Raw genomic sequence first — 14,712 nt, 5'->3', positions numbered from 1 at the left:
ATGTCATGTCTGGCTTTGTTTATATGGGCCCCGCCTGATTGCAGCGGTCGCAGAATATCGACCGATGTCGGTTCCAATCACGGTGATCTCTTCAATGGAGGCTCTGCCCATGCGGTATCCAATTCGTGCCCGTAGCCGCGACGTTGTGTATTTTGCCTCCTTGAATGGAGCCGAGGTATGTCATATATTTTGTACGGAAAATGTGACATCGAATATGGCAGTAAGATGATGGGACAGGCTCTCAAGCAACCCGCTCAAAATGAACCCTTAATTCTGTCCTACATGGACAGGTCCGGCAAGATCGGCATTGCGCAGGTTGCGGACGGGTTTGGGATGTCCAGAGGCCAGCTTGCCGAAACAGCCGGATTATCACGCGAGACGCTCTACAGAGCAGAGCGAAGCGGAGCAGCAAAAGCCCAGGGGCGCCTACGAGAAATGCTTGAAATCATCAGCCGGGTCAGCGACTGGGCAGGTGGCAAAGAACAAGCCATGGCATGGTACCGTGCTCAGCCGCTTCCGGCGTTTGGCGGAAGAACAGCAGAAGCGCTCGTCAAGGACGGCAAGGCCGGGGCGGTCAGGGACTATCTCGATCACATGGCGGTTGGTGGCTTTGCGTGAGGTTTACCTCAACCTGCTACCGAGCCCATGATCCCCGCTGGTCTTTCAAACCGACGTCCGGTGACGGTGCGGCGATCCGTGGCGCTCGCTTCAATCCCCGAGGCGTACCGGCGCTCTATCTCGGATTGAGCATCTTAACGGCCATAAAAGAGGCCAACCAGGGTTTCGCTCACCGTATCGACCCCTGTGTATTGTGCTCTTATGAAATCGACTGCGAGGATATAGCCGATCTCTCCGCCGATGAGGGCCGGAGGGAATTCTCGGTGACGCTGGAGGACATGAGCTGCGCCTGGGCGACAGCGCTTGCGAACGGCAACCGGCCGTCCTCTTGGTCAATCTACGACCGGCTTACGGCCAGGGGTATTGCCGGCGTAGTTGTTCCGAGTTTTGCGCCCGGCACGGATCCGACAGACCGCAATCTCGTGCTCTGGGACTGGGGACCGAACTTGCCCCATCGGGTAGAGGTTTTCGACCCAAGCGGGCGGCTGCCAAGAGACCAACTGTCTTGGCTCTGATGGCGACCCTGATGCTTACCTGTCCCTGTCCTGCACCAAAGCCTCGTCGCAACATGCCAAGGGGTCAGACGTCACCGGACTTGTAAGCGCCTGGCTGCCATTGCCACACTTATCACCATTGCAATTACAAATCGGTCTTGGTGCGAGTAATGCGAAGCGGGAGCGACGCGGATTGGCTCATTGGCCTTGCAAGGCGGGCGTCTCACCGATACTTCGACTAACGAGCGCGTACGCACAACTCAACGCGCAGCGGCACTTTCCCAGATAAATCTGAAGGATCTCTAAAGAAAGCTCATGGAAACCGAAACAGTTACGATCGAAAGCCGGAATGACTTCGCGCAATGGGCAATCGAGCGGGCACGAGCAATCGTCGCCGAGCAAGGTGGAAACTTGGCGATTGCAGCACGCGATATGGATGAACCGGCAATCGCTGCGACCGGAAACGCACTCGGAGCCGCCATTGCAGAGGCTCTCCTTGAAGTCTTCGACGTTCTGGTGCCAAACGACGACGAATAGGCTGAGCTGCAGGCCCGTCCTTTGCCCACCTAAAGGCTGAGCCATCCTCTTCGAACGGATGCGCCAAACTTTCCCGTCAAAGTGGTATTATGCTATGTACTCTAGCTCTTCTGTGAGCAGGGTTTATCGGCACCAAGGCCCGACAGACCCCGGTTGGCCCTTGTCCGCCTCTGTCGACAGCCAGGCCGCGACATTTGCCGCGGCCTCGGCATTCCGGATAGCAGGCCGTCAACTCATGAGCGAGCAGCACCTTTAAACGCACCGAAGATCACGTGATGGCCAGCGGCGCGGCGGTAAAGTTAGCTGCCTTTGGCGACGGCTCTACTGTGCGGTGGCGTTCCAAAGACCATTCACCATCTTGCGGAGCAGGAGGGACTCGGCCCAGCGGTCGGTCGTGTCGTTACCATCCCTTCCGGTTATCGCGTAAGGCTTCGGTCCCAGCTCACAGGTAAAGACCAGTTTGGCGTCTTCCGAAGCGCGCGCACGCCACGCGCGAAAACCGTACTCCCACCAACCCAGGAAGAGATCGACCCACGGACGATGGTGCGAGAAGGAGATCTCGATCTGCACCTGTTCACGCGAGGCGACACGGCCGTGGAAGGCGTGAGCATTGGCAAGTATGCGCCGGATGGATGCATCGTCTTCCTTCGTAACCGGAAAGGCGAACTCGCGAGCGACGAGGAAGTGCGAGAGGTCGGCAAGGAGTGGCAGATCCGGTCGCCGATCGAGAAGGTCGAGCGTGAAGTACAAGTCCGTCGTCATCCGATCGCGATGGGTTTCGATGAAAACGGGAATCCCGGCGTCCTGCGCAAGCCGCATCCAGCCGTCGAGGAGCGGTAGGCAATCGTCCACTCTTCTCAGGCGCACGTCGGGCTGCAAATTGATATGAGTGACCGGAAATTCTGCCGCGAGCTCCAGCGACAGGCGCAAGTCCTCCACGGAACGCGGAAAGCACACGCCTTCGATCTTCAGCCCCCTGCCCCGGATCGCCTCATTGAGGCCGACAACATCCGATCGCTTCGTATAGTGGGCGCTGATGCCGTCGAAGCCCGCTTCCGCAATCATCTCGATGTTCTCTTCGAGGCTGCGCTCGTGGCCGTCGGTATGGCGGCGCTCCATGGCCCAGAGCGACTGAAAGAACAACAACTCCTGCATCACGCAGCCCGCGCAGTTTTGAGAAGGGCCTTCAGATTGACCGCCGGGTCTTCCAAATCAGCAGCATCTGGATTGACACCCGCCATGATCAGTAGCTCCGCCAGCTTGATTTCCTTGGCAAGGCTGTTTCCGGTGCCAAGTCCTGCGGCAGCAACGAGGCGGCCGTCTTCGAGATAGAATTCAAGCACACCCGCGTCAAGCGAGCGGAGGACGATCTGATGCCGCGGCTGCGGCACGCCAGCGACCTGCAGGCCGAGATCATACTGATCCGACCAGAACCAGGGCATCGCAGCAAAGGTCTCGTTCGCACCGCACATATTGCGGGCGGCAGTCTCGGCCTGGTTGCGCGCGTTGCGCCAGCTTTCGAACCGGACATGGCCACCCCCTGCCTGGGCTACTGCGGCACAGTCGCCTGCAGCAAAGATATGTCGATCGCTCGTGCGCAGAAAGCTGTCCGTCAGAATGCCGTTATCCGTCGCAAGCCCTGCTGCTTGTGCAAGTTCAATGTTCGGCACGACGCCAATTGCTGCAACAACAATATCGGCGGGAACCTGCTTGCCATCAGCCAGCACGACGCTATCGGATCTGACTTCAGCAACGCCCTGTCCGAGATAAAAGCCTGCGCCCTCCTCCACGTGGCGGGCGTGCAGGCTTTGCGCAAATCGTGCCGGCACAGCGCGACCGAGCGGCCTTGATGCAGCCTCGACAATGTTGACAGCAACCCCCTTGCCGCGCAGCACTGCTGCAAGCTCCATGCCGATCAGTCCGCCACCGATGATGGCGACGGTTCTGGCGCTCTCCACGCGTGAGAAGATCGTGGACGCGTCCGCGAAAGTCCGGAAATCAAGTGCCCGTTCCGCGCCAGGGCAGCACAACTGCCTGGGGCGCGCGCCCGTCGCAAGAAGCAATTTGTCATAAGCCAGCGCCTGTCCGTCGCTCAAAACGACGCGCCGCTCGTGCGGATCAATCCAAGACACCGATCTGCCGGGAAAATACTCGATGCCGGCAGCGTCCAGTGCCTCAGCGGAGCAGATCGCTTTCATCTGCACTGCCCCGTCCAGTGGTTTGGAGAGAGGCGGTCGCTCATAAGGCATGTTCGGCTCGGTGCCGACCATAGCAATGGCTCCGCCGTATTCAGCCTCCCGCAAGGCAAAGGCTGCGCGCGTGCCGGCTTCTCCGGCGCCGATAATGACGATCCCGCTCATGCGTTCTCCCCTTGAAAAGTGGCCGGCGCTTTCATGCGCCGGTCGGAAGGATCAGTTCTTGTTTGTGTAGTCGGCCATGTTCTTCGGCGTGACGAGTTCGAAGGGCACCCAGACCTGCTTGTCGATGGCTTTGCCGCGCGCAAGTGCGACTGCAGAATCCACTGCACTTGCGGACTGGCTCTTTGCGTTCTGGAAGACGGTCGCATCAAGGTCACCGGCAGCCATTGCGGCAAGGGCATCCTGGGTCGCGTCGATACCGATGACAATCACATCGTTCATAGAAACGCCCGCTGCCTTCAACGCTTGAACGGCGCCGATGGCCATTTCATCGTTATTTGCAAAGACGACATCGATCGGTTTACCCGCGGTGATCCAGTTCGTCGTCAGGTCCATTGCGGTCGTGCGGTTCCAGGCGGCGGACTGCTCGTCCGCAATCGTGACACCCTTGCAATCTCCGGCCGCCAACGCTTCCTTGAAGGAGTTGGTGCGATCGCGCGAGGCCTGGTGAGCCAGATCGCCCATCAGAATGTAGACCTGCGCATCGCTGGCCTTTCCCTTCTCCTTCAGAAGCGAACATGCCGCTTCTGCGCCAAGCCTGCCGGAATCCGTTTCCTTCGAACCGACATAGGCCTGCTTTTCCGGCAACTTGCCCGAATTGTCGGGTTCAAGGTTGAGATAGACCAGAGGAATGCCGGCTTTCTCCGCGGCTTCGCTGATGCCGGGGGCAGCAGACGTGTCTGTCAGCGTCATGACGATGGCATCGACACCGGCGGCTATGAAGTTGTTGACCTGGTTCAGCTGCTTGGAAATGTCCGTCTGGGCATCTTCCACCTGCACGCTGACACCATCGACCTGCGATGCCCGGGCAGTGATGCCTTCACGCAGAAGCGTCTGGAAGTTGTTGTCGAAGCTTTGCATCGAGACGCCGATCGTTTCAGCGAAGGCAGCACTTCCCATCGTGGCGGCCAGAGCAGCCGCCAAGCACACTGATTTCATGTCATCCTCCGTAAGGTGCCGGATCACCCCGATTGCACTCCGGAAGCCCGATGGGCTATTGGCTGAAGCGTGGCCTAACCGAGGGCCACACGAACCTCTCCATCAACCACCTCCGCCGGATAGGTCTTGAGGTTCTCGCAGGCCGGAAGCCGCATGGCCTCCCCCGTCCGATAGTCGAAAGCGCCGGAATGTTTGGGACATTCCACCTCGAAGTCCATGACGAGCCCGTCCGCAAGATGGATCTTCTCATGGGTGCAGAGACCGGCCGTGCAGTAGATGCTGTCATCCGGTCCGCGGTAGATCGCATAGGTGCGGCCTTCATGATCAAAGCGGATCGCGCCTTCCTGTTCGATGTCTTCGAATTTGCATGCGGATACCCAGCTCATTTGGCGGCTCCCTGCAGTTCGGAGGAAGCCTTGCGGGCGGAGAGCCTTTCCTTGCGCTTGCGATAGCGTTCCTGCATGCGGGCCTCGCCGTCGGCAGAGCCGTCATGCCAGGTCCCGAACCACTTATCGAGCGGGATCAGCGCATCGCCGTAGTTCACCTCGAAATACTTGTGGTGCAGGTAATGTGCATAGGCGTGGCTGTCGACGAGCTTGTCTTCACCCACTTCCACCTTGTCAAAGCCCACATGACCGGGGATTGCGCCGAAGCCCGCATAGTGAAGCTGATAGAGCATCAGGATCGGGTTTGACGGCAGAATGAGGTGATAAAACGCGGTCCCGAGATAAAGGAGATGTTCCACCGGATGCATCGACAGCGACGACCAGGGCGACGGATTCACCGAATTGTGGTGTACCGAGTGCACCCACTTGTAGAGGAACGGCGTGTGGATGAGCCTGTGGATGCAGAAGAAGTGGAACTCATGGACGATAGGAACAACGAGAGCGACAAGCGCCAGTGTCCACGGATTTTCCGAAAAGCTCAGCCACGGCGCATAGCCATTGGCATGAGCCCAGAGCATCACGACCTCGATGCCCGTCCAGATCGTCACGCCCGACAGGAATGTACGCAACATGTTGTCGAGGTTCTGGCGATCAAACCAGAAGACGTTGTTCTTCTGATTAGCCGGGAATTTGCCATTGTACTTGAAGCGGTTTTCCTGCCGCTTCAACACATAGAGCTGAAGCTCGAAGGCTCCGTAGAACAGGAACACGCAGGCTGCGTTGACCGCATAGAGCCAAAGTGCCCACCCAACACTCAACGTCTGCAGCGTCTCGACCGACGGAATGATCAAAGCCCAATAGGCGACGGCAGAAGCCGCGAAGATGACGTTCCAGGGGAAGAAATAGTGCGGCAGCCACTTTGCGATTGCCAACAGCTTTGGGGGAAAGACGAACAGCGGCGCAGTCTCGACCGGCTTGTTCGGCGCCCAGTCGCCTCGCTTGTTCCTCGTCCCGTATTTCAGGTCGTCCATGGCGCTCTCCTTCGGCAAATCCTTTTACGGAAAGGAGTGGCCAAGCGCCTGAATCCGTGTCGTTTCCCTTGAAACGCCGGCTCTCCTCCCGCTTTTGAAACTAGCAGGAGACACTGAAACCTGCGAAGACTTCATTGATCAAAATAGATCAAAGGCTTTCGGCGGTGATCGTGATGAAGCGAATGGGGTTACGGTCAGGCTCGATTTTCGTAAGACCGACGCGGTGCAGCACGATGTCGAGGGCGCGCTGCGCCTGTGCTTCGGGCGCCTGATCCAGCACCACGTCCATGATACCGTCCCGCAGCGCCGTGCGGGTGTAGTCGGTCAGTTCGTGACCGACGAAAAGAATGTCTCTGCCCCGGTCGCTGCGGCGGAGAACGTCGATCAAGGCGGAATTCGCGCCACCGGCATTATAGAGCCCGACGAGGTTTGGATATTTTTGCATCGCCATGATCAAGGTCTCCGCACCGAACCGCTCCTCGTCGCGGGTAAAGCCGAGCCACTCGAAGTTGATCGAACCGGGGTGATCACGGAAGTACTCGGAAAAGCCGCGGATCCGATCGCGATGCACCTGGTAGATAGGGTGGCAAAGGGCGACAACCGGTCCCTGCGACCGAACCATCCGGCAGATGAAATGCGCCGCCGTGCGGCCGGCGGCATAGTTGTCTATTCCGACAAATTCGACCTGATCCTCAGACGCGCGCGTAACCACATGGACGATGGGGATACCCTGCGCTGCCACAGCTTCCACCGCCGCCTTGACCAGCGGGCTGTTGGGAACGGCGAGAATAAGCCCAGCTCGCGGGTAGTCCGCCGCTGTGACCGCGCGAGCGATTTCCTGCGGGTTCATTTCCTCGACGAAGCGCCTGTGGACGACGACCAGCGGATCAATGCTATGGGCGATCTGCTCAAATGCCTTGGAGAGCCGCCGATAAAACGTGGTTTCCGGACGAACCATCAAAACGTCAACCCGCAGCAGGCCACGATGGGTATCGGGAAGCACGCGCGGATAATCCAGACTGCGCGCGGCAATAATGACCTTCTCGACCAGTTCCGGCCTGACGCCCCCTCGCCCATTCATCACTCGCTCGACGGTGGCCGTCCCCACGCCTGCCTCGCGGGCAATGTCCGTGTAATTCGCCTTGCTCATGTTCCCCCCGCGTGTCGCGGAATTATCCAATGGGAACCGCCGGTTTGCAATCTTGTCGAGGTTCGCCAACTTGGTGGCGCCCATCAGGCGATCCAAAAGCGGTTGCCAATCGAGGCCGCAGTTCAAAGCTGGAGGGTCATTTCCACCATCGTTGGCTCGAAACCCATGGAGGCGAAGAGACGTTGGCCGTCGTCGTTGCGATGCGCCGTCGACAAGACGATCTGTGTCGCCCCTCGCCCTCCCAATTCGCCGACCACTGCCGTCAGCAGAGCTCGACCGGCTCCTCGTCGACGGTGGCTCTCCTCGACGAAGATGTCATAGATAGCGCCAGCCGGCCCACGCAGTGCCATATAATCGGATCCCTCAAGACCCGCATAAGCGTATCCGACAACCTTTCCATGGATCTCCGCAACGAGAACCAGGACGTCCGGCTTGTCGAGTTGACCTCTCAGGTGGCTCGAATATGCCGTCGGAGTTCTAGGGCCTCCGGCGATAAAGCGTCGCGCATCCCAGCCGTGGTGGATCGAGACAAGCTCCGCTCCGTACATGCCAAGGAGATCGATGTCTGCCTTTGTTGCTGACCTCACGGTCGTCTCACACTCGTCGCTGGTTTCCGGTTCCATTTTGCTTTCCAGTTCCATGCTTTGCAGGCTCATTCACCGCGGTAGCGAAGCGCCTCGACCAGCACCGAAAACGCGGCGGAAGTTTGCCACCTGCTCGGGTAGTATAGATGATAGCCCGGAAATGTCGGGCACCAGTCGTCGAGCACCCGGACCAGCCTGCCGCCCGCAAGATGGTCGGCGACACTATCCTCCATGACGAAGCCCAGGCCGACGCCATCCACGCTCCGTCCCCGACACTAGTCCACTATCGTGTTGATGACGTATTGGTGCGACCCCACGCGCTCATCCTAACGACCTTTAGGTCTGTCACAACATTCTTAAAGGTCTTGAGCGGATACGAACCGAAGACCCCGTTATTCACTTCGTCGACGCAATCGACTTGCAATCGCTCCACAGCCGGCGGTAGCGACCGAAACAATAACCGTTCAAGGGCGAAACGCGTCAGAACCAGATCAAAACGCTGCCCGCTTGCCTTGCCGAGTTGCAGTAGGCGGGCGCGGACCGAAACGCTGAGGTTTCTGATTTCCTTAGCTATTTGCGGTCAGTGCCTCGATGTACGGACGGATTACAGTGCCAACGCCACCACGCTCGGCTTGGTCAGCGATTTCGCCAGGACGAGAACCTCATCCTTCACTCATTGAGGATAGGGAGGCATATTATGTTGCGCTTGGACGCTGACAGTGATTACGGCGTGTCCTTTCCCGATTTTCCTGGCCTGATCACTGCTGGAACTGACCTCGACGATGCGCGAGCTATGGCCGAAGAAGCCTTAGCCCTACACATCGAAGGTCTAGCCGAAGACGGCGAAGCAATTCCCTAACCCTCCACACTGGAGGCGGCGATGGCAGACGCGCAGAACCAAGACGGCGTTGCAATTCTAGTTGGCGTCAAGACGGAAGCCAAAAGAGCGGTTCGCGTAAATATCACTCCGCCAGAAGATGTCCTAAAGGCAATCGATGCGTTCGCCGAAGCCCATGGGTTGAGCCGATCAGGCTTCTTGGTCCGAGCTGCCAAGCATGAGATCGGCCACGCAAACGACGACTACGACGATAACTACGCAGAGAAACGGCTAGGGGCCTTAGCGGACGACGGTGAGGATGGTCGAGGCCTTGCGATTCTTCGGTCAGACCACCATCGTCGAGAACGCGGGCTGCTGGGCTAGAAGGTCTGCCAAAATCCGGAGGGCACGTGTAAGTTCCTCCAGGTTCACCGGAGCGCCAAGCGCAAGTCGTATGGCTTCGGGCGCGGACGCAATTGCAAAGGCGTCGCTGGTGACGATACCGATCCCTATCGAACGCAATCTGGAAACCAGTTCGCCTCGCGTCCAAGGTTCAGGAACCTTAAGCCACACGTGGAAGCCGCCCGGAGAGGATTCGACATCGAACGGAAGGAGCGCCTTGACGGCATCCAGGCGCTTCACTGTTTCCTTGACTATGTCGCTTCTGACAACATCCGCTACTCCCGTCTCTATCCATTGAGACGCGAGAGCACTCGTGAGCGGAGAAACAATTGACGCCGACGCCCGGATCGCGTTGGCCACCCTCTGCGTACGACCTTCCGGCACGGCGACATATGCGACTCGAAGGGCGGGAGACAGGCATTTGGATAAGCTCGCCACATGATAGACCGCCTCGGGCAGCAGTGCTGCGAGTGGCAGTTGCGGGGCCGGGACAAGGGCGCTATACGCGTCGTCCTCGATAATCGGCACGCCATATGTCCGCGCAACATTTACGAGATCGTGCCTTCGATGAACGGGCAGTGTCCGTGTAGTCGGATTGTGAAGCGTTGGCATACAATAGAGCGCTTTCGGCTTTGCCTCCCTGCATACCTGCGCAAAAGCGTCCGGAATAAGCCCGTGATCGTCCATTGCAACCGGTGCCAATTTGAGCCTGAGATGGGATGCGATCGAGCGGAATCCGGGGTACGTGAGTTCTTCCGCGCAGACGACATCGCCGGGCTCTGTCAGGACGCTGAGAATGGCGTGAAGCGCTCCCTGCGCGCCTGAGGCGACTACCACACGATCAGGCGATATCCCCGGAAGCCGCCTTGAAAGCCAAGACGCGCCGACGATACGATCCTCCATGATGCCGCCGGGTTCCTGATACCTTAGCAGGAGGTCCAAGCCCTGTTCCTGAAGCTCTTTCGCCCCATCCCACATTCTCTGTTCCAGGACGGGATCGAAAAACCGCGGCGGCAGGTTCATGCTCATGTCGACGACGCCAGAGGGCTGCTGTGAAGGTCGCGCGCCACGCTTTGATCGCACGTATGTCCCTTGACCCACCTTGCCTTCAATCAGGCCACGGCTGCGGGCCTCCGAGTAGGCTCGGCTAACTGTGGTGAAGTCGATGCCGAGGTCGTCAGCGAGTTTGCGCTGCGTTGGAAGTTGCACCCCTTCGGCCAATCGACCACTTGCGATGTCCTCGGCCAAGGCATCCGCAATCGATAGATAAATGGGTCCCTCGCGGGTGCCAAGGTGAGGTGTCCAAGATGCCGCAGTCATCGATTTCCATTCAATGGAACCACATTGTATCCATATAAACTCCATATATTTCTCCTGATTGTCAAGGAGCTTGGGCCGGGATGAATGGCCCAGAAATTCGGAGCCATAATAACAGAAATGATGTTTTGCTGGAGTAGTGATCGCGTGGCAGCTCCCAGATGCGTCGAGGTTGCGGCGGTGTTCAGGCCTAAAACTGAACCGGTCAATCACGTTCAGGTACGCGCTGACAGCTGCGACAAATTGTAAACTGTAGGAGTTGATTGGATTATTGTATGCATACATTAATTCAATCAATTCTGGAAGTGTAACGCGATGACGATGGAATGGCCTCCACTGCCACCCATTCAAACGGGACTGCGCGGATTGTGTCCCCAGTGCGGGCAAGGGCATCTTTTTGACGGCTTTTTGACTGTGAAGCCCAAATGCGAAGTTTGCGGCCTCGACTACTCCTTCGCCGATCCCGCAGACGGGCCGGCGTTTTTCGTGATCTGCTTCACATGCGTGCCGGCCGTCGCGGTGGCATGTTGGATTGAGGTTGCCTATTCCCCCTCAATATGGGTGCACCTATTCACCTCTCTCCCGCTGGTACTGCTGGCATGTCTTTTGCCGCTCCGGCCATTGAAGGGCTGGCTGATCAACAGTCAGTTCTTCTTCAAGGCAGAGGAAGGAAAAATCGACCGCGACTACGTGAGGCCTACTGCACCCGAGCCGCAAATCGAGCACGACTGACGTCGGCTCCTGTGGGCACAGACACATCCGATCAATTCTTGGAACGCACGAAAATGACCAACCAATGGCCTCCGCCGTCGTCAATCAAAACTGAATTGCGAGGGCTGTGTCCCCAGTGCGGGCAAAGCCAGCGTTATGTTGGCTTTCTAACTGTGAAGCCTAAATGCGAAGTTTGTGGCCCCGATCGTTCTTTGGCCGCGCCGGCGGATAGACTGGCGTTCTTTGTAATTTGCTTCATATGGGTAACAGGTGTTGCGCTGGCGTGGCGGATCCAGGTTGCTTATTCGCCTTCTGTCTGGGTCCACCTCTTCGCCGCTTTTCCGCCCGTGCTTCTCGCTTGTCTTCTGCCCCTTCGGGCGTTGAAAGGCCGGCTTATCAGCAGCCGGTTCCGCTTCAACGCAACAGAGGGAATGATCGACCCCGACTAGGTTCGACGGGAGCCACGCAATCGCACACCGAGCGCGGTTGATATCGACACCAGCAATCGCAGACCGAATTGAAAACGCGTTGACGTGTCAAGCCGGTAGCCGGGGTGCTTGCGCATACGGCTACACAATTGGTCGTCATGATGCACATGAGAGCCTTCATTATGGATTGGGTACCTATAGTCTTCGTTACTTTTAAGCTACTGGCGTTAGGCATCGCCATGTTCTTCGCCATCAAGTGGCACTACGATCAGGGGGAGAAGGGGGAAACGCAAGCTATGCTACGCACCGGCGGCAAGATGGCTGCAGTCTTCATGCTAGCACTAATAGGCGTAGGGCTAGTCGCCTTCACCTTTAGCAGGATGCTCGGTTTGGACTTGAGCTTCCCATAATGGTACCAAATGTGCCAAGCTTAGAGACGTTCCCGGAGTGCCACATTTTCCGATTGCGTTGAACGCGATCGCCGGCAGGCCGGTCAGCCTTGGCCCAACTGTCGCTGCCTTTGGTACTGCGTGATGAGCGAGTCACGTCGACACTCATTGGGCAAGTTCGATCGATCAGGTCGTAGAAAATGCAAAGGTGCTGGAGAAGCTTGAATTCAGCGAAGAAGAACTGCGATCGCTTGACCGCTATGCGGTCGAAGGAGGCATCAACTTGTGTGACAGGCCATCTCATGACCATCGGTGTAGAAACGCAACCCTCGTTGAGCTGCGAGCCAAGATTGTCGCTGAGGAAATATCACGCTGATTTTCCTCAGCCTAGCGGTCTTAAGCGGAATAGAACCGTCGTTCGGCAGGATACCGACTTCGATGAAGCTCACACACGGCGAATTTAGTTCTGCAGCAGCAGCGCGTAACGGGTATGCCGACGTTCGCCCGTGCGCGTAAGGGCACCGATCTCTACGAGTTGCTGAAGATCGCGTGTGGCTGTGGCGCGGGATGTGGCTGTAATCGAAATGTAGTTCTCCGCGCTTAGGCCTCCCTTAAAACCCGCTATGCCCTCTTTGAAAATTCGCGCGATTACCTTTTCTTGCCGCTCGTTCAGGCGGTCTCTAAACCGATCGTAAAATTTTGCTTTCTGAATGAAGAAATCTATGCGCTCAAGCGTCGCCTGTTGGGCGGCGAGGATCGTTTCTGAGAAAAAGAGGACCCAACCAGTGATATCGAGTGTGCGCTGGTGGCGCTCAAGTTCGGAATAATAGGCCTTTCGGTTTTTCTCGATTGTGAAGGCAAGTGAGATCAGGCTGGGCTGCCCTATGTTTTGAGCCAGCGACTTCTCGGCGAGCGCGCGCCCAATGCGGCCGTTGCCATCTTCAAATGGATGTATGCTTTCAAAGTAAAGATGGCCGACCGAGGCGCGCGTTAAAGCCTGAAGTGGTGTTTGACCGCTTGGTCCGAATTGATTGAACCATGCGGTGAAGCCTTCCATCTCAGCGGCAACTTGGCGAGATGGGGGAGCCTCAAAATGTACTGTCGGTTTGTCCAGTCTGCCTGAGACGATCTGCATGGCGTCGGCATGCTGGCGGTAAGCGCCCACCGTTTCAATGTATCGATTTCCTGCAATCAGCATTGAGTGCCAATGGAACAGCTCCTCATGATGCAGCGGCTGATGCCAGTTTCGATAGACATCCGCCATCATCTCGGCGATCCCCCGCTCTTGGGGGCGAACCTGTCGGTCATCTGTATTGAGCCCGAACTGTCGGCGGAGTGATGATTGGACGCTTGCCCGGTCGAGAAACTCTCCCTCGATCTCTGAGGTTTTGATCGCCTCGTCACTCAGCAGTTCAATACGAAGCTGACTACTGTCATCCTCATTGAAATGCCGAACAGCACCGATGACCTCGCCGGCGGATTGCAGAAATTTCTGCTCCAACGGGATCAAGCTTGCAGTGTCGTACCTGAAACGCGGCCAATCTGCGTTCTGCCAGTTCCATTGCATGAGCTATAGACCACCCTTCTATAACTCATGATTATCTGTATTGATGAGCTATGGCAAGCTTGGCTATCGCTCAGCCTGCCGATCGTCGCTGTTTGGGTAGGGCACGCGAGGTTTTGCGGCTACTAGAGAAAAGCGGCTTCGGGCCCCCACCGAGACGGCGGGCGCAGCAATGTACCTACGCAAATGACGCTTAGTCCTCAATGCGATCTGCAATGAATTCCGGATCGAACAGGGCGCAGAGAGGCGAACGGCATCGCCGCAATAACGCTCGAATCCGTCAGAAGGGCGTTCGAAACGTAGACTAGGGCACCTGGCGGTAGGAGATAGGCGATTAGCGCCATCGATATGGTCCGACACATTCGCGACGGGGGCCGTAGTAAGGCTGGAACGTATTGTCGAATGCCCTGTACGTACGATAGCGCGCATAGCACCAACTCACATGACCGCCGCCCTCATAGGCGACTGACGGTTCATACCCGCGGTACGGCCAATAAGAGCTATCTGGCCGGCGCTGATACCCGTAGAACGAGCCGTAATATGTAGCCCGGTAGGGACCGTAGTGAGGCCGTGTTAATGCGCCGCCGACGATTACACCGTAATCGCCGTATGGGCCGCCGCCTCCGTGACGCCATTGCACGGTTTCTGTTTGCTGCGGCAATTGGATCCCGGGTGGACTAATTGCCGGAAACGCTTGAGCTGGTGTGATGCCGAGAACGCTTATGATCAGTCCAAACGCTACCGGGCCTAACTTGTCCATGGTTTGCCCTGCTCCTCAACCGACGTTGAGCGTAGTATGACGACAATCGTTCCGTGTAGCTACAAGCAAATAGGTGCTCCCGAAGCGATCCTTGGCCACCTTGCACGCGACCAGCCGATGATGAAATGCCCCTTGGCAGACTTCTCTACAACAGTTGCGCCTTCGATG

The 14,712-nt window shown here is 57.6% G+C and carries 15 protein-coding genes and 4 pseudogenes; 6 read left to right on the top strand and 13 right to left on the bottom strand.

Going from position 1 to position 14,712, the window contains the following annotated elements:
* Positions 1–228 precede the first annotated feature (228 nt).
* From C934_RS0117500 to C934_RS0117490, 3 genes are all read left to right on the top strand, one after another.
* Positions 229–618 (top strand): antitoxin Xre/MbcA/ParS toxin-binding domain-containing protein, encoded by a 390-nt coding sequence (locus C934_RS0117500; protein ID WP_025662317.1) that lies wholly within the window; start codon positions 229–231, stop codon positions 616–618.
* Entirely contained in the window at positions 615–1,133 is a 519-nt protein-coding gene (locus C934_RS0117495) for an RES family NAD+ phosphorylase (RefSeq protein WP_026371874.1), read from the top strand. The genes C934_RS0117500 and C934_RS0117495 overlap by 4 nt, the downstream gene beginning before the upstream one ends.
* A gap of 294 nt (positions 1,134–1,427) precedes the next feature.
* Positions 1,428–1,649 (top strand): hypothetical protein, encoded by a 222-nt coding sequence (locus C934_RS0117490; protein ID WP_018857951.1) that lies wholly within the window; start codon positions 1,428–1,430, stop codon positions 1,647–1,649.
* 321 nt (positions 1,650–1,970) lie between these two features.
* On the opposite strand, the gene C934_RS0117485 is transcribed toward C934_RS0117490, so the two are convergent.
* The 10 genes and pseudogenes from C934_RS0117485 to C934_RS35670 all read right to left on the bottom strand — a co-directional run.
* Positions 1,971–2,804 carry a sugar phosphate isomerase/epimerase family protein gene (locus tag C934_RS0117485; RefSeq protein WP_018857950.1) on the bottom strand — a complete coding sequence of 278 codons (834 nt, stop codon included), beginning with the start codon at positions 2,802–2,804 and terminating at the stop codon, positions 1,971–1,973.
* A complete protein-coding gene (locus C934_RS0117480; protein ID WP_018857949.1) occupies positions 2,804–4,009 on the bottom strand; it encodes an NAD(P)/FAD-dependent oxidoreductase in 1,206 nt (401 codons plus the stop codon). Before C934_RS0117480 ends, C934_RS0117485 begins: the two co-directional genes overlap by 1 nt.
* A gap of 51 nt (positions 4,010–4,060) precedes the next feature.
* The gene (locus C934_RS0117475) at positions 4,061–5,005 is read right to left on the bottom strand and encodes a substrate-binding domain-containing protein (RefSeq protein WP_018857948.1); all 945 of its coding nucleotides are present in this window, start codon (positions 5,003–5,005) and stop codon (positions 4,061–4,063) included.
* Positions 5,006–5,079: 74 nt separating this feature from the next.
* Positions 5,080–5,391, bottom strand: a complete 312-nt coding sequence (locus C934_RS0117470) for a MocE family 2Fe-2S type ferredoxin (protein ID WP_018857947.1) — start codon at positions 5,389–5,391, stop codon at positions 5,080–5,082.
* Positions 5,388–6,422, bottom strand: coding sequence for a sterol desaturase family protein (locus C934_RS0117465; protein WP_018857946.1), 1,035 nt, complete (start codon positions 6,420–6,422; stop codon positions 5,388–5,390). The genes C934_RS0117470 and C934_RS0117465 overlap by 4 nt, the downstream gene beginning before the upstream one ends.
* 148 nt (positions 6,423–6,570) lie before the next feature.
* A complete protein-coding gene (locus C934_RS0117460; RefSeq protein ID WP_026371872.1) occupies positions 6,571–7,572 on the bottom strand; it encodes a LacI family DNA-binding transcriptional regulator in 1,002 nt (333 codons plus the stop codon).
* 122 nt (positions 7,573–7,694) lie between these two features.
* A complete protein-coding gene (locus C934_RS0117455; protein WP_026371871.1) occupies positions 7,695–8,195 on the bottom strand; it encodes a GNAT family N-acetyltransferase in 501 nt (166 codons plus the stop codon).
* A gap of 29 nt (positions 8,196–8,224) precedes the next feature.
* A pseudogene (locus tag C934_RS0117450) lies at positions 8,225–8,419 on the bottom strand (LysR substrate-binding domain-containing protein); the annotation flags it as partial.
* 185 nt (positions 8,420–8,604) lie between these two features.
* Positions 8,605–8,730 (bottom strand): annotated as a pseudogene (locus C934_RS36320) (nucleotidyl transferase AbiEii/AbiGii toxin family protein); the annotation flags it as partial.
* Positions 8,723–8,809: pseudogene (locus C934_RS35670) on the bottom strand (transcriptional regulator); the annotation flags it as partial. The pseudogenes C934_RS35670 and C934_RS36320, both read right to left, overlap by 8 nt.
* A gap of 44 nt (positions 8,810–8,853) precedes the next feature.
* Here C934_RS35670 and C934_RS32055 point away from each other — a divergent pair.
* Positions 8,854–9,294: pseudogene (locus tag C934_RS32055) on the top strand (type II toxin-antitoxin system HicB family antitoxin); the annotation flags it as partial.
* A 24-nt stretch (positions 9,295–9,318) separates the two neighbouring features.
* On the opposite strand, the gene C934_RS0117440 reads toward C934_RS32055, so the two are convergent.
* Positions 9,319–10,695, bottom strand: coding sequence for an aminotransferase-like domain-containing protein (locus tag C934_RS0117440; RefSeq protein WP_026371870.1), 1,377 nt, complete (start codon positions 10,693–10,695; stop codon positions 9,319–9,321).
* A gap of 312 nt (positions 10,696–11,007) precedes the next feature.
* Between C934_RS0117440 and C934_RS0117435 the strand changes: the two genes are divergently transcribed.
* Together C934_RS0117435 and C934_RS33755 are read left to right on the top strand one after the other, a co-directional pair.
* Positions 11,008–11,424 (top strand): DUF983 domain-containing protein, encoded by a 417-nt coding sequence (locus C934_RS0117435; RefSeq protein WP_018857939.1) that lies wholly within the window; start codon positions 11,008–11,010, stop codon positions 11,422–11,424.
* A gap of 53 nt (positions 11,425–11,477) precedes the next feature.
* The gene (locus C934_RS33755; RefSeq protein ID WP_083929868.1) at positions 11,478–11,852 is read left to right on the top strand and encodes a DUF983 domain-containing protein; all 375 of its coding nucleotides are present in this window, start codon (positions 11,478–11,480) and stop codon (positions 11,850–11,852) included.
* An 828-nt stretch (positions 11,853–12,680) separates the two neighbouring features.
* Here C934_RS33755 and C934_RS0117425 read toward each other — a convergent pair.
* The gene (locus tag C934_RS0117425; protein WP_018857937.1) at positions 12,681–13,787 is read right to left on the bottom strand and encodes a Fic family protein; all 1,107 of its coding nucleotides are present in this window, start codon (positions 13,785–13,787) and stop codon (positions 12,681–12,683) included.
* A gap of 331 nt (positions 13,788–14,118) precedes the next feature.
* Entirely contained in the window at positions 14,119–14,544 is a 426-nt protein-coding gene (locus C934_RS33750) for a BA14K family protein (protein WP_083929867.1), read from the bottom strand.
* Between the last annotated feature and the right edge of the window lie 168 nt (positions 14,545–14,712).

It is taken from the genome of Rhizobium sp. 42MFCr.1 (assembly GCF_000377185.1).
In the GTDB taxonomy this organism is placed as follows: domain Bacteria; phylum Pseudomonadota; class Alphaproteobacteria; order Rhizobiales; family Rhizobiaceae; genus Rhizobium; species Rhizobium altiplani.
The sequence above is the reverse complement of the archived record's forward strand: the minus strand, read 5'-3'. Positions and strand labels throughout refer to the sequence as shown.

Coding starts and splice junctions, on each gene's coding strand:
- C934_RS33755 (WP_083929868.1), top strand. CDS start 11,478: ATGACCAACCAATGGCCTCCGCCGTCGTCAATCAAAACTGAATTGCGA.
- C934_RS0117470 (WP_018857947.1), bottom strand. CDS start 5,391: ATGAGCTGGGTATCCGCATGCAAATTCGAAGACATCGAACAGGAAGGC.
- C934_RS0117455 (WP_026371871.1), bottom strand. CDS start 8,195: ATGGAACCGGAAACCAGCGACGAGTGTGAGACGACCGTGAGGTCAGCA.
- C934_RS0117460 (WP_026371872.1), bottom strand. CDS start 7,572: ATGAGCAAGGCGAATTACACGGACATTGCCCGCGAGGCAGGCGTGGGG.
- C934_RS0117500 (WP_025662317.1), top strand. CDS start 229: ATGGGACAGGCTCTCAAGCAACCCGCTCAAAATGAACCCTTAATTCTG.
- C934_RS0117480 (WP_018857949.1), bottom strand. CDS start 4,009: ATGAGCGGGATCGTCATTATCGGCGCCGGAGAAGCCGGCACGCGCGCA.
- C934_RS0117465 (WP_018857946.1), bottom strand. CDS start 6,422: ATGGACGACCTGAAATACGGGACGAGGAACAAGCGAGGCGACTGGGCG.
- C934_RS0117440 (WP_026371870.1), bottom strand. CDS start 10,695: ATGACTGCGGCATCTTGGACACCTCACCTTGGCACCCGCGAGGGACCC.
- C934_RS0117475 (WP_018857948.1), bottom strand. CDS start 5,005: ATGAAATCAGTGTGCTTGGCGGCTGCTCTGGCCGCCACGATGGGAAGT.
- C934_RS0117485 (WP_018857950.1), bottom strand. CDS start 2,804: ATGCAGGAGTTGTTGTTCTTTCAGTCGCTCTGGGCCATGGAGCGCCGC.
- C934_RS0117425 (WP_018857937.1), bottom strand. CDS start 13,787: ATGCAATGGAACTGGCAGAACGCAGATTGGCCGCGTTTCAGGTACGAC.
- C934_RS0117490 (WP_018857951.1), top strand. CDS start 1,428: ATGGAAACCGAAACAGTTACGATCGAAAGCCGGAATGACTTCGCGCAA.
- C934_RS0117435 (WP_018857939.1), top strand. CDS start 11,008: ATGACGATGGAATGGCCTCCACTGCCACCCATTCAAACGGGACTGCGC.
- C934_RS33750 (WP_083929867.1), bottom strand. CDS start 14,544: ATGGACAAGTTAGGCCCGGTAGCGTTTGGACTGATCATAAGCGTTCTC.